This window comes from Kluyvera sichuanensis (genome assembly GCF_014218705.1).
Taxonomy (GTDB): Bacteria; Pseudomonadota; Gammaproteobacteria; order Enterobacterales; family Enterobacteriaceae; genus Kluyvera; species Kluyvera sichuanensis.
Window position 1 is genome coordinate 24,395 of sequence record NZ_JABBJF010000039.1, and the last position, 13,360, is coordinate 37,754.

Below are 13,360 nucleotides of genomic sequence, written 5' to 3' on the forward strand. Positions count from 1 at the left end.
CTGTTTGAGCGAGGATTACTCGTCTTCCAGTTCGATGTTGATGCCCAGCGAGCGGATTTCTTTCAACAGTACGTTGAAGGATTCCGGCATGCCCGGTTCCATCTGATGGTTGCCATCTACGATGTTCTTATACATCTTAGTACGGCCGTTCACGTCATCAGACTTAACGGTGAGCATTTCCTGCAGGGTGTAGGCGGCGCCGTATGCTTCCAGCGCCCACACTTCCATCTCCCCGAAGCGCTGACCACCGAACTGAGCCTTACCACCCAGCGGCTGCTGAGTAACCAGGCTGTAAGAACCGGTAGAACGCGCGTGCATCTTGTCGTCGACCAGGTGGTTCAGTTTCAGCATGTACATGTAACCTACGGTTACCTGACGCTCGAACTGTTCACCGGTACGGCCGTCGAACAGGGTAATCTGACCAGAAGATGGCAGACCGCCCAGTTGCAGCAGTTCTTTAATTTCCGCTTCTTTTGCACCGTCGAATACTGGCGTTGCGATTGGCATACCTTTCTTCAGGTTTTCTGCCAAGCGCAGCACTTCATCATCGGTGAAGGTGTTCAGGTCAACTTTCTGACGAACATCAGAGCCCAGATCGTAAGCACGCTGGATGAACTCGCGCAGTTTCGCGACTTCTTGCTGCTGTTTCAGCATGGCGTTGATCTTATCGCCGATACCTTTCGCAGCCATACCCAGGTGGGTTTCAAGGATCTGACCGATGTTCATACGCGATGGTACGCCCAGCGGGTTCAGTACGATATCTACCGGCGTACCGTTAGCATCGTGCGGCATATCTTCGATCGGGTTGATCTTAGAAATTACACCCTTGTTACCGTGACGACCTGCCATTTTGTCACCAGGCTGGATACGGCGTTTAACGGCCAGGTATACCTTAACAATCTTCAGCACGCCCGGTGCCAGATCGTCGCCTTGGGTGATTTTGCGGCGTTTCGCTTCGAGTTTTTTCTCGAACTCGTGTTTCAGCTCGTCGTACTGCTCAGCAAGCTGTTCCAGCTGATTCTGTTTCTCTTCGTCGGTCAAACCGAGTTCCAGCCAGCGATCGCGAGGCAGTTTGTCCAGCTTCTCAGCTTCGACACCACCGGCAACCAGCACAGCGTAGATACGGCTGAACAGGCCAGCTTCGAGGATCTGCAGTTCTTCAGACAGGTCTTTCTTAGCCTGCTTCAGCTGCATCTCTTCGATTTCCAGCGCACGTTTGTCTTTTTCTACGCCATCGCGAGTAAAGACCTGAACGTCGATAACAGTACCGGAAACGCTGTTTGGTACGCGCAGAGAAGAGTCTTTAACGTCAGACGCTTTCTCACCGAAGATCGCACGCAGCAGCTTCTCTTCTGGCGTCAGCTGGGTTTCACCTTTCGGCGTTACCTTACCAACCAGAATGTCGCCACCGGTCACTTCTGCACCAATGTAAACGATACCGGATTCATCCAGTTTGGAGAGCGCAGCTTCACCCACGTTAGGGATGTCAGCGGTGATCTCTTCTGGCCCCAGCTTGGTGTCACGGGACACACATGCCAGTTCCTGAATGTGGATGGTGGTGAAACGGTCTTCCTGAACAACACGCTCGGATACGAGGATGGAGTCTTCGAAGTTGTAACCGTTCCATGGCATGAATGCCACACGCATGTTCTGACCCAGCGCCAGTTCACCCAGGTCGGTGGACGGGCCATCTGCCAGCACGTCGCCGCGCTCGATTGGCTCGCCCAGAGACACGCAAGGCATCTGGTTAATACAGGTGTTCTGGTTAGAACGGGTGTATTTGGTCAGGTTGTAGATGTCGATACCCGCTTCGCCCGGATACATCTCGTCTTCGTTAACTTTGATAACGATACGGGATGCGTCGACGTACTGAACGGTACCGCCACGCTTAGCAACTGCAGTAACACCGGAGTCAACGGCAACAGCACGTTCCATACCGGTACCAACCAGCGGCTTATCAGCACGCAGAGTTGGAACGGCCTGACGTTGCATGTTCGCACCCATCAATGCACGGTTGGCGTCATCGTGTTCCAGGAACGGGATCAGGGACGCACCGACGGATACCACCTGCTGGGTGGATACGTCCATGTAGTCAACCTGGTCGCGGCTGAACAAGCTGGATTCGCCTTTGCTACGGCAGGTAACCAGATCTTCTACAAAGTGGCCTTCGTCATCCAGGTTGGAGTTCGCCTGAGCGATAACGTAGTTGCCTTCTTCGATAGCAGACAGGTAATGAATTTCGTCGGTTACAACACCGTCGGTCACTTTACGGTACGGCGTCTCGAGGAAACCGTATTCGTTAGTCTGTGCGTACACGGACAGGGAGTTGATCAGACCGATGTTTGGACCTTCAGGCGTTTCGATTGGACATACGCGACCGTAGTGAGTCGGGTGTACGTCTCGAACTTCGAAGCCTGCACGTTCACGGGTCAGACCGCCCGGGCCGAGTGCGGAGATACGACGTTTGTGCGTAATCTCAGACAGCGGGTTGTTCTGGTCCATAAACTGAGACAGCTGGCTGGAACCAAAGAACTCTTTCACTGCTGCAGAAATCGGCTTGGCGTTGATCATATCCTGAGGCATCAGGGTATCCAGATCGCCCAGAGACAGACGCTCTTTCACCGCACGCTCAACACGTACCAGGCCAACGCGGAATTGGTTTTCCGCCATTTCGCCTACGGAACGGATACGACGGTTGCCGAGGTGGTCGATATCATCCACTTCGCCTTTACCGTTACGGATATCGATGAGCTTCTTCATCACTTCGATGATGTCGTCTTTGCTCAGGATACCGGAACCTTCGATCTCGTCGCGCAGCAGAGAACGGTTGAACTTCATACGACCAACCGCAGACAGGTCATAGCGGTCTTCGGAGAAGAACAGGTTCTCGAACAGGCTTTCAGCAGCTTCACGAGTTGGCGGCTCACCAGGGCGCATCATGCGGTAGATTTCTACCAGCGCGCTCAGACGATCGTTGGTTGGGTCGACGCGTACAGTTTCAGAAATGTATGCACCGTGGTCCAGATCGTTAGTGAACAGCGTTTCGATACGCTTATGGCCAGACTGGCTCAGCTTAGCCAGCAGATCCAGACTCAGCTCCATGTTAGCTGCGCAGATCAGCTCGCCAGTAGATTCGTCAACGTAGTCTTTAGAAGCGACTTTACCAGCGATGTACTCAACCGGAACTTCGATATGCTTGATATCGTCTTTTTCCAGCTGGCGAATGTGGCGCGCAGTAATACGGCGGCCTTTTTCAACGTACACTTTACCGTTCGCTTCGATGTCGAAGGACGCGGTTTCGCCACGCAGACGTTCTGGAATCAGTTCCATCTGCAGCTTGTTGTCACGAATTTCGAAAACAACTTTCTCAAAGAACAGGTCAAGGATCTGCTCAGTGGTGTAGTTCAGCGCACGCAGAATAATGGTCGCAGGCAGTTTACGGCGACGGTCGATACGTACGAACAGGTTGTCTTTCGGATCGAATTCGAAGTCCAGCCAGGAACCACGGTAAGGAATGATGCGCGCGTTATACAGCACTTTACCCGAAGAGTGGGTTTTACCTTTATCGGAGTCAAAGAAGACGCCTGGGCTACGGTGCAGCTGAGAAACGATAACACGCTCAGTACCGTTGATAACAAAGGTACCGTTGTCGGTCATGAGCGGAATTTCGCCCATGTAGACTTCTTGTTCTTTAATGTCTTTTACGGTGCCTTCCGGCGCTTCGCGCTCGTAGATCACCAGACGCAGTTTCACGCGCAGCGGTGCGGAATAGGTCACGCCACGGATCTGACATTCCTGAACGTCAAAGACAGGTTCGCCCAGACGGTAGCTGACGTATTGCAGCTCGGAGTTACCGCTGTAGCTTTTAATAGGGAATACGGAACGGAAAGCAGCTTCCAGACCATACTGACCTTCAGGATCTTGCTCGATAAACTTCTGGAACGAGTCAAGCTGGATAGAAAGGAGATATGGGACATCCAGAACTTGTGGACGTTTACCAAAATCCTTACGAATACGTTTTTTCTCGGTATAGGAGTAAACCATAGGGTTCCTCAGCTCGCTGACAAGTCGACGCATCTGTCCATTGGCAGACAGTTTGTGCAACACTATTTTGTTGACCGGAAAATGGAACACTTTCCGCAATACCTGTTGCTATCACGCTTAAACCATTTCATTGCGATTTACACAGAGCGAGCACCCTGTCGCAATATATTAAGTCGTCGATAGAAACATGCATTGTCAGGACAACCAGTAGTCAAACAGTGTGAAATGCTACTGGCGCCATACAGCGCAAAATGGCTGGTGACTAAAAAGTCACCAGCCATCGGCCTGATTTCTCAGGCTTCAACTAGAAAAGTTGGCTTATTTAACTTCAACTTCAGCGCCAGCTTCTTCCAGAGATTTTTTCAGTGCTTCAGCGTCATCTTTGCTCACGCCTTCTTTCAGAGCGGCTGGAGCAGATTCTACCAGGTCTTTAGCTTCTTTCAGACCCAGGCCAGTTGCGCCACGTACTGCTTTGATTACAGCAACTTTGTTAGCGCCAGCAGCTTTCAGAATTACGTCGAATTCAGTTTTTTCTTCAGCAGCTTCAGCCGGGCCAGCAGCTACAGCTACAGCAGCAGCAGCGGAAACACCGAATTTTTCTTCCATTGCAGAAATCAGTTCTACAACGTCCATTACGGACATAGCTGCAACTGCTTCAATGATTTGATCTTTAGTGATAGACATTTAAATTGTTCCTGAAAATCAGAATAAGTTTATACGTAAGCAGATACTTTACAAAGAGGACTGCTATTAAGCAGCTTCTTTCGCATCGCGTACAGCAGCCAGAGTGCGAACCAGTTTGCCAGCCGAAGCTTCTTTCATGGTTGCCATCAGGCGTGCAATTGCTTCGTCGTAGGTCGGCAGGGTTGCCAGGCGATCGATGTTCGATGCCGTGATCAACTCACCTTCAAAGGCTGCGGCTTTGACCTCAAATTTTGCATTCGCTTTCGCGAACTCTTTGAACAGACGAGCAGCAGCGCCCGGGTGTTCCATAGAGTATGCAATCAGGGTCGGACCAACAAACGTGTCTTTCAGGCACTCGAATGGAGTACCTTCAACGATGCGGCGCAGCAGGGTGTTACGAACAACACGCATGTATACGCCAGCTTCACGACCTGCTTTACGCAGTTCAGTCATTTTATCTACAGTAACGCCACGGGAATCCGCAACTACTGCAGACAGCGCGCCTTTGGCTACTTCGCTGACTTCAGCAACAATCGCTTGTTTGTCTTGAAGATTTAAAGCCATTAGCTTTGCTCCTGGATGTTTGCCGGAACTCATGTTCCGGAACTCACTTCACTCTCCCCAACGGGAAGAGCGTCTTAATACGGTGAGCAGAAACAAGCCAGAGTATCCAAAAATAATCTTAGCGTTCTGTCACCGTCTACGCAGGGCATTAAGTTTCTTGCGAAACACCTGCGGTCTTCGACGGAGGCCTGGATTAGGCCAGGCTCCAACGAACAAATCTTTTAGCCGCTAACTTTTGTTAGCAAACGTGGGGGTAAGATTGTAGACAAAATCACCGCCCACGTAAAGGCATTAGTTTGCAGCAGCGCTCAGGCCAGCCTGGTCAACTGCAACACCTGCACCCATGGTGGTGGAGATGCTAACTTTCTTGATGTACACGCCTTTCGCCTGAGTTGGTTTTGCTTTTTTCAGCGCAACCAGCAGAGATTCCAGGTTTTCTTTCAGTTTGTCAGCGTCAAAGTCCACTTTACCGATGGTGGTGTGGATGATGCCGTTTTTGTCGTTACGATAACGAACCTGACCTGCTTTAGCGTTCTTAACCGCTTCAGCAACGTTAGGGGTTACAGTACCAACTTTCGGGTTTGGCATCAGACCACGTGGGCCCAGAACCTGGCCCAGCTGGCCAACAACGCGCATTGCATCTGGAGATGCGATAACAACGTCGAAGTTCATTTCGCCTTTCTTGATCAGGTCAGCCAGATCTTCCATACCTACCAGCTCTGCGCCAGCAGCTTTAGCTGCTTCAGCGTTAGGGCCCTGGGTAAATACGGCAACGCGAACGGAACGGCCAGTACCGTGTGGCAGTACAGTTGCACCACGTACGTTCTGGTCAGATTTACGAGCGTCGATACCGAGGTTAACGGCAACGTCAACGCTTTCGTTGAACTTAGCAGTGGCCAGCTCTTTCAGCAGGGCAATAGCTTCGTTGATGTCGTACTGTTTAGTTGCATCAACTTTGTCACGGATCACGCGCATACGCTTGGTCAGTTTAGCCATTTCTTAGTCCTCCACTACCAGGCCCATGGAACGTGCAGTACCTTCGATGGAGCGAGTCATCGCTTCAATGTCGGCACCAGTCATGTCGGCAGCTTTGGTCTGCGCGATTTCCTGCAGCTGAGCGCGGGAAATTTTACCTACTTTGTCTTTGTTCGGCTTGCCGGAACCAGACTTGATACCAGCCGCTTTCTTCAGCAGAACTGCTGCTGGAGGCGTTTTGGTAATGAAGGTGAAAGAACGGTCAGCGTAAACGGTGATAACAACCGGAATTGGCAGACCTTTTTCGATGGAATCAGTTTTTGCGTTGAACGCTTTGCAGAATTCCATGATGTTCACACCCTGCTGACCCAGAGCTGGACCAACTGGTGGACTTGGGTTTGCCATACCAGCTGCAACCTGCAGCTTAACGTAGGCTTGGACTTTCTTAGCCATTCTAAAATCCTCAATGTGGGTGATAGCGCCTCTAAGAGGCTCCCCGTGATATAAAAATTCGTTTTACAGGCATGCGCCCATAAAAACAAAAGGCGTGAAATTGTATGTCAATTTCGCGCCCTATGCAACGATTAGATCGGTGCTTTTTTGAACGCAGCCTTACGCTTTCTCTACCTGCGCAAAGTCCAGTTCTACCGGGGTCGCACGACCGAAGATAGAGACGGAAACTTTCAGGCGAGACTTCTCGTAATCCACTTCTTCAACCACGCCGTTGAAGTCAGCGAATGGACCGTCGCTAACGCGAACCATTTCACCCGGTTCAAACAGCGTTTTCGGACGCGGCTTATCACCAACCTGCTGCAGGCGGTTCATAATCGCATCAACTTCTTTGTCGCTGATTGGCGCCGGACGGTCAGAGGTACCGCCGATAAAGCCCATTACGCGCGGAACGCTACGCACCAGGTGCCAGCTCGCGTCGTTCATCACCATCTGAACTAACACGTACCCTGGGAAGAATTTGCGCTCGCTCTTGCGACGCTGGCCGCCACGAATTTCGACCACTTCTTCGGTCGGAACCATGACTTCGCCAAACAGCTCTTCCATGTTGTGTAATTTGATATGCTCGCGCAGCGAAGTCGCTACACGGCCTTCAAAACCGGAAAACGCCTGAACGACGTACCAACGCTTTTTAGGTGCTTCAGACATCTTAGAACCTCAGGCCAGTGATAAAGGATACCAGGCGAACCAGAATACCATCCAGTCCCCACAGGATCAGTGACATTACCGCAGTGACCGCAGCAACGATCAGCGTAGTGTGCAGCGTTTCCTGGCGAGTCGGCCAAATCACCTTACGAACTTCCGTTCTCGCTTCACGCGCAAACGCAACGGTCGCTTTGCCTTTCGTCGTCAACAGCGCGACACCACCCGCTGCAGCAATAATAATTACTACGGCCAGCGCACGCAGCGGCAGCATCATGTCGCGATAGAGGTAGTTGCCCACAATTGCCACGATAAGCAATACGGCAACAGCTACCCACTTCATCGCTTCCAGGCCGCGCCCGCTCCCTTGAGCTTCGGTATTCGCACTCATAAACCAACCTGTCAGAAGTATTCTACAAACATTTCCACCCCGCGAGAGCGAGGCGATCCAAACCGAAAGTAAGTTTCGGACTAAACGCCCTCTACAGAGCCTGTCTCAGCAATGATTATGGCAAAAATAATCACTGATGAGCCAGGTTCTGGTTCGACAGCGTACAAAAAGGGCATCAAATGATGCCCTTTTATTGCGCATTGCGTCAAATGTTATCAGCAATTAGCTCATTACTTTGGCAACAACACCCGCGCCAACGGTACGACCGCCTTCACGGATTGCGAAACGCAGGCCATCGTCCATCGCGATTGGGTGGATCAGAGTCACAACCATCTTGATGTTGTCGCCTGGCATTACCATCTCAACGCCTTCTGGCAGTTCGATGGTACCGGTCACGTCAGTAGTACGGAAGTAGAACTGTGGACGGTAGCCTTTGAAGAACGGAGTATGACGGCCGCCTTCGTCTTTGGACAGAATGTACACTTCAGATTCGAACTTGGTGTGCGGCTTGATAGAGCCTGGCTTAGCCAGAACCTGACCACGTTCGATTTCTTCACGTTTGATACCACGCAGCAGAACACCAACGTTCTCACCAGCACGGCCTTCGTCCAGCAGTTTGCGGAACATTTCAACGCCGGTACAGGTAGACTTAGCAGTGTCTTTGATACCAACGATTTCAACTTCTTCACCAACTTTGATGATACCGCGCTCTACACGACCGGTAACAACGGTACCACGACCGGAGATGGAGAATACGTCTTCGATTGGCAGCAGGAACGGCTTGTCGATAGCACGTTCTGGTTCTGGGATGTAAGAATCCAGGAAGCCAGCCAGTTCGATGATTTTCGCTTCCCACTCTGCGTCGCCTTCCAGCGCTTTCAGAGCAGAACCACGGATGATTGGGGTATCGTCGCCTGGGAAGTCGTACTGAGACAGAAGTTCACGAACTTCCATTTCAACCAGTTCCAGCAGCTCTTCGTCATCAACCATGTCACATTTGTTCAGGAACACGATGATGTAAGGAACGCCTACCTGACGACCCAGCAGGATGTGCTCACGAGTCTGTGGCATAGGGCCATCAGTCGCAGCAACAACCAGGATCGCGCCGTCCATCTGCGCAGCACCGGTGATCATGTTTTTAACATAGTCGGCGTGGCCTGGGCAGTCTACGTGTGCGTAGTGGCGAGTCGGGGTGTCATATTCAACGTGGGAAGTGTTGATGGTGATACCACGAGCTTTTTCTTCTGGTGCGTTATCGATCTGGTCGAAAGCACGAGCAGCACCGCCGTAGGTTTTAGCCAGTACGGTAGTGATTGCAGCAGTCAGGGTAGTTTTACCATGGTCAACGTGGCCGATAGTACCGACGTTGACGTGCGGTTTGGTACGTTCAAATTTTTCTTTAGACATCGATAGTCCCTCTAATACACGGATAAATCGGTGATATCACCACATCAACCAGACAAAACGTCTGAAATGTTGAATGCATTAATTTAAACAGAGAGAAACGGGAGGGAGAAGAGAAGTGGTGCTGATACCCAGAGTCGAACTGGGGACCTCACCCTTACCAAGGGTGCGCTCTACCAACTGAGCCATATCAGCACGTCTGGAGCGGGCAGCGGGAATCGAACCCGCATCATCAGCTTGGAAGGCTGAGGTAATAGCCATTATACGATGCCCGCATCCTAAAACTCGGCTACCCAGTTCTTTCTGTGCCAAAAAAAAGAGATTGCTCTCTTTTCTTTGTTTGAGTTCGTCATTTTACCGACCAACTCTGGCTTCGCAATGCTTAGCCGGAAAGTGGTGGTGGGGGAAGGATTCGAACCTTCGAAGTCTGTGACGGCAGATTTACAGTCTGCTCCCTTTGGCCGCTCGGGAACCCCACCAGGTACTTGATGGTGCCGACTACCGGAATCGAACTGGTGACCTACTGATTACAAGTCAGTTGCTCTACCTACTGAGCTAAGTCGGCATCAAGTAGCGCGCATTCTATGGAGACCTGCGGCGACATGCAACTAAAAATTTGCATAAAATGTTCTATCGCTCATGTTTTGTGCACTCAAGCGTAAAAACTCAGCAAAACGGTACTTTCATGAACAAAAATAGCGCAATTCTCTCTGTTCTCTGTGGCTTGCTGATGCTATTTCATGCCCGCGAATGCCAGACTACCTGTCGTCATTAGCAGTTGCACTTCTTTACTATCACCTATTACTTACGCCCACCGGTTAAGTTGGCAACAAACTCCGGGGTTTTCTCACGAAAGCACCACTCATTTGGATTTTTTCTTCTTTTTATATTCCATCTGGTGTTAACCTCCTGCCCATTGTCCTGATTAACTGAATGTGAAGCGTCGCGTGTTATCAGCGTGGCAGCCAGAACATGCTTATGAGAAAACAAGAGCAAACGTTAATGACACCTTATCTACAGTTCAATCGTAGCCAGTGGGCGGCGCTGCGCGATTCCGTGCCAATGACCCTGACTGAAGGCGAAATTACACGCTTAAAAGGTATCAACGAAGATCTGTCGCTGGAGGAAGTGGCGGAGATCTATTTGCCTTTGTCACGTTTACTGAACTTCTATATTAGTTCTAACCTGCGTCGTCAGGCGGTGCTGGAGCAGTTCCTTGGCACCAACGGCCAGCGTATTCCTTATATCATTAGTATCGCTGGCAGCGTGGCGGTAGGTAAAAGCACGACCGCACGCGTACTGCAGGCGTTGCTGAGCCGCTGGCCCGAACATCGCCGCGTTGAACTCATCACCACCGATGGCTTCCTGCATCCAAATGAGGTGTTGAAAGAGCGCGGGCTGATGAAGAAGAAAGGCTTCCCGCAATCGTACGATATGCATCGTCTGGTGAAGTTTGTCTCTGACCTGAAGTCAGGGGTGCCCGACGTCACCGCACCGGTCTATTCCCATCTTATTTATGATGTTATTCCTGACGGTGATAAAACGGTTACCCATCCAGATATATTAATTCTCGAAGGACTTAACGTGCTGCAGAGCGGAATGGACTATCCACACGATCCGCATCATGTATTTGTTTCTGACTTCGTTGATTTCTCTATTTATGTTGATGCCCCTGAGAAGCTATTACAGTCCTGGTATATCAACCGTTTCCTGAAATTCCGTGAAGGTGCATTTACCGACCCAGATTCTTATTTCCATAACTATGCCCAGCTTTCTGAAGAAGAGGCGGTTAACGTGGCCACGTCATTATGGAATGAGATTAACCTCATAAATTTAAACGAGAATATCTTACCAACGCGTGAGCGCGCGAGTCTGATCCTGACCAAAAGCGCCAACCACTCCGTTGAGCAGGTTCGTCTGCGGAAATAATCGTGATAAAAGAAAAGGGAGCCGAAGCTCCCTTTTTTATTCTGCGCTACGCAGCGAAATTTCGCCGCCCATCCAGGGTTTTATCACCCCGTCCTGCTCCAGCAATAATGCCCCTTGCGTATCAATGCCGCGAGAAATACCAAATATCTCTTTATCGCCGATAATTAACTTAACCGGGCGATTTATAAAGTTATCTAATTTATCCCAGCGAGAAAGATAAGGCGCTAGCCCTTCCTGTTCGAAGAGGTGCAAGGCGTCGTGCAGCTCGTTAATCAAGCGCGCTGCCAGCACGTTGCGGTCGATAACGATGCCGGCTTCCTGTAGGTTGATCCAACCTTGATTAATCACATCGTTTTCAACACGGCGCATGACCAGGTTAATCCCGGCACCAATAACAATCTGCGCGGCATCACCGGTTTTACCGGTTAGCTCAACCAGAATGCCAGCCAGTTTGCGGTCATTCAGGTAAAGATCATTTGGCCACTTCACCCGTACCTTATCGGCGCCCAGGCTCTGTAATACTTCCGCCATGATGATACCGATAACCAGGCTCAGGCCAATCGCCGCTGCCGGCCCCTGCTCTAAGCGCCAGTACATGGAGAGATAGAGGTTCGCCCCAAACGGTGAGAACCACTTACGGCCACGACGGCCTCGACCTGCCTGCTGGTATTCCGCAACACAGGCATCGCCGGATTTCAATTCACTAATGCGGTCGAGTAGATATTGGTTCGTGGAGTCGATAACCGGGAGTACTGATACGTCACCGTAGTCGACAGCCTGGCGAATGCGCTCTGCTTCCAGTAATTGAATTGGCTCCGGCAGGCAGTACCCTTTGCCAGGTACGGTAAAGACATCAACACCCCAGTCACGTAAGGTCTGGATATGTTTGTTGATCGCCGCGCGGCTCATGCCAAGCGTCTCGCCCAACTGCTCGCCGGAGTGGAAATCACCGTCGGCCAGCAGAGAGATGAGCGTTAATGGCACCGTATTGTCTTTCATTTGATTACCTCAACCGCACTCACTTCACCTGCGCGTCCGATAAAACGGACTTCAGGCTCAAGCCAGACGTTAAATTTGTCGCCCACCTGCTGGCGGACATGGTGCGCTAGCTTAACCACATCGCTACTCTGCGCGTGGTCGACGTTAACCAGTACCAGCGCCTGTTGTTGATGAACAGCAGCACCGCCCTCAATATGACCCTTTAGCTGACACTGATCGATAAGCCATCCTGCAGCCAGCTTAACGCTGCCGTCCGCCTGCGGATAATGCGGCGCTTTCGGGAAGTTCGTCAGCAGCGCTTCGGCATAGCCGGCGCTCACTACCGGGTTCTTAAAGAAGCTACCCGCGTTACCGTTGATCTTTGGATCCGGCAACTTAGTCATGCGCATGTGGCAAACGGAGTCGAACACTTCACGCGGAGTCACTGTTTTCGGATCAAGTCGCGTAAGATCGCCGTACGTAAGCACCGGTTTCCACGCTTTTGCCAGTCGGAAGCCTACGGCAACAATCGCAAAACGATCCTGATAATCGTGCTTAAAGATACTGTCACGATAGCCAAACTGACACTCTTCCGCACTAAGGCGCTGACGTTCACCGCTTACCAATTCGATGCAATCGACATATTCACAGACATGCTGCAGTTCAACGCCGTAGGCGCCGATGTTCTGAATTGGGGATGACCCCGCACAGCCAGGAATAAGCGCCAGGTTTTCAAGGCCAGGCATACCGTTATCCAGCGCATAACGCACCAGACTATGCCAGTTTTCCCCCGCGCCAACGTGCAGATGCCATGCATCAGCCGTTTCGCTCACCTCGATACCTTTCAGGCGGTTAAGGATCACCGTGCCGGAATAATCTTCCAGAAACAGGACGTTACTTCCTTCACCCAGGATCATAACAGGCAGCCCTTCACGGGTAGAGTGCTGCCAGGCGCTCAGTAATTGTTGTTCATTTTCAGCGCATACGATGTGCTTTGCACAATGGTCAATGCCGAAGGTGTTCCAGGGTTTTAGGGAGTGGGTCATAGCTGCTTTCCTGATGCTGAATCGACGATAGTTTACCGTATCTGCTCGGGGAAGGCTTGCGGTTATATAGAGGGGGAGGCGGCATAATAATGTAGCCCGGGCGAACGCAGTGACCCCGGGATGTTCACCGTTCTTTCACTTTCCGCAGACGCAAAAAAGCCCATCCGTCAGGATGGGCTTTTTCACTAAATTG

11 protein-coding genes and 4 tRNA genes are annotated in these 13,360 nt (G+C 51.1%); 1 reads left to right on the forward strand and 14 read right to left on the reverse strand.

From position 1 onward, the window contains the following. Positions 1-15 precede the first annotated feature (15 nt). The 12 genes from rpoB to HII27_RS24435 all read right to left on the reverse strand — a co-directional run bounded on the left by rpoB (position 16) and on the right by HII27_RS24435 (position 9,779). On the reverse strand, positions 16-4,044 hold the full coding sequence (rpoB, locus tag HII27_RS24380) for a DNA-directed RNA polymerase subunit beta (RefSeq protein ID WP_185669940.1): 4,029 nt from the start codon (positions 4,042-4,044) through the stop codon (positions 16-18). A gap of 318 nt (positions 4,045-4,362) precedes the next feature. After that, positions 4,363-4,728, reverse strand: a complete 366-nt coding sequence (gene rplL, locus HII27_RS24385) for a 50S ribosomal protein L7/L12 (protein ID WP_006176746.1) — start codon at positions 4,726-4,728, stop codon at positions 4,363-4,365. 66 nt (positions 4,729-4,794) lie between these two features. Then, positions 4,795-5,292, reverse strand: coding sequence for a 50S ribosomal protein L10 (gene rplJ, locus HII27_RS24390; protein WP_185669941.1), 498 nt, complete (start codon positions 5,290-5,292; stop codon positions 4,795-4,797). 291 nt (positions 5,293-5,583) lie between these two features. Next, complete coding sequence (gene rplA, locus HII27_RS24395; protein ID WP_035895924.1) at positions 5,584-6,288, reverse strand: 50S ribosomal protein L1; 705 nt, start codon at positions 6,286-6,288, stop codon at positions 5,584-5,586. A 3-nt stretch (positions 6,289-6,291) separates the two neighbouring features. Then, the gene (gene rplK, locus HII27_RS24400) at positions 6,292-6,720 is read right to left on the reverse strand and encodes a 50S ribosomal protein L11 (protein ID WP_012133815.1); all 429 of its coding nucleotides are present in this window, start codon (positions 6,718-6,720) and stop codon (positions 6,292-6,294) included. 159 nt (positions 6,721-6,879) lie between these two features. After that, the gene (gene nusG / locus HII27_RS24405) at positions 6,880-7,425 is read right to left on the reverse strand and encodes a transcription termination/antitermination protein NusG (protein WP_002438628.1); all 546 of its coding nucleotides are present in this window, start codon (positions 7,423-7,425) and stop codon (positions 6,880-6,882) included. 1 nt (position 7,426) lies between these two features. Beyond that, the gene (gene secE, locus HII27_RS24410; RefSeq protein WP_035895925.1) at positions 7,427-7,810 is read right to left on the reverse strand and encodes a preprotein translocase subunit SecE; all 384 of its coding nucleotides are present in this window, start codon (positions 7,808-7,810) and stop codon (positions 7,427-7,429) included. Positions 7,811-8,032: 222 nt separating this feature from the next. Next, a complete protein-coding gene (tuf, locus tag HII27_RS24415) occupies positions 8,033-9,217 on the reverse strand; it encodes an elongation factor Tu (protein WP_115074753.1) in 1,185 nt (394 codons plus the stop codon). Positions 9,218-9,333: 116 nt separating this feature from the next. After that, positions 9,334-9,409, reverse strand: a tRNA-Thr gene (locus HII27_RS24420). Positions 9,410-9,414: 5 nt separating this feature from the next. Further along, a tRNA-Gly gene (locus tag HII27_RS24425) sits at positions 9,415-9,489 on the reverse strand. Between the two features lie 119 nt (positions 9,490-9,608). After that, positions 9,609-9,693 (reverse strand) — tRNA-Tyr (locus tag HII27_RS24430). A gap of 10 nt (positions 9,694-9,703) precedes the next feature. Beyond that, a tRNA-Thr gene (locus HII27_RS24435) sits at positions 9,704-9,779 on the reverse strand. Between the two features lie 413 nt (positions 9,780-10,192). On the opposite strand from HII27_RS24435, the gene coaA reads away from it, so the two are divergent. After that, entirely contained in the window at positions 10,193-11,143 is a 951-nt protein-coding gene (gene coaA, locus HII27_RS24440; RefSeq protein ID WP_220439817.1) for a type I pantothenate kinase, read from the forward strand. A 36-nt stretch (positions 11,144-11,179) separates the two neighbouring features. On the opposite strand, the gene birA is transcribed toward coaA, so the two are convergent. Together birA and murB are read right to left on the reverse strand one after the other, a co-directional pair. Further along, the gene (gene birA / locus HII27_RS24445; RefSeq protein ID WP_185669943.1) at positions 11,180-12,142 is read right to left on the reverse strand and encodes a bifunctional biotin--[acetyl-CoA-carboxylase] ligase/biotin operon repressor BirA; all 963 of its coding nucleotides are present in this window, start codon (positions 12,140-12,142) and stop codon (positions 11,180-11,182) included. Continuing rightward, positions 12,139-13,167: a UDP-N-acetylmuramate dehydrogenase gene (gene murB / locus HII27_RS24450; protein WP_185669944.1), complete on the reverse strand. Its 1,029-nt coding sequence runs from the start codon at positions 13,165-13,167 to the stop codon at positions 12,139-12,141. The genes birA and murB overlap by 4 nt, the downstream gene beginning before the upstream one ends. Between the last annotated feature and the right edge of the window lie 193 nt (positions 13,168-13,360).

Coding starts and splice junctions, on each gene's coding strand:
- secE (WP_035895925.1), bottom strand. CDS start 7,810: ATGAGTGCGAATACCGAAGCTCAAGGGAGCGGGCGCGGCCTGGAAGCG.
- birA (WP_185669943.1), bottom strand. CDS start 12,142: ATGAAAGACAATACGGTGCCATTAACGCTCATCTCTCTGCTGGCCGAC.
- tuf (WP_115074753.1), bottom strand. CDS start 9,217: ATGTCTAAAGAAAAATTTGAACGTACCAAACCGCACGTCAACGTCGGT.
- rplJ (WP_185669941.1), bottom strand. CDS start 5,292: ATGGCTTTAAATCTTCAAGACAAACAAGCGATTGTTGCTGAAGTCAGC.
- murB (WP_185669944.1), bottom strand. CDS start 13,167: ATGACCCACTCCCTAAAACCCTGGAACACCTTCGGCATTGACCATTGT.
- rpoB (WP_185669940.1), bottom strand. CDS start 4,044: ATGGTTTACTCCTATACCGAGAAAAAACGTATTCGTAAGGATTTTGGT.
- rplA (WP_035895924.1), bottom strand. CDS start 6,288: ATGGCTAAACTGACCAAGCGTATGCGCGTGATCCGTGACAAAGTTGAT.
- rplL (WP_006176746.1), bottom strand. CDS start 4,728: ATGTCTATCACTAAAGATCAAATCATTGAAGCAGTTGCAGCTATGTCC.
- nusG (WP_002438628.1), bottom strand. CDS start 7,425: ATGTCTGAAGCACCTAAAAAGCGTTGGTACGTCGTTCAGGCGTTTTCC.
- rplK (WP_012133815.1), bottom strand. CDS start 6,720: ATGGCTAAGAAAGTCCAAGCCTACGTTAAGCTGCAGGTTGCAGCTGGT.
- coaA (WP_220439817.1), top strand. CDS start 10,193: ATGAGAAAACAAGAGCAAACGTTAATGACACCTTATCTACAGTTCAAT.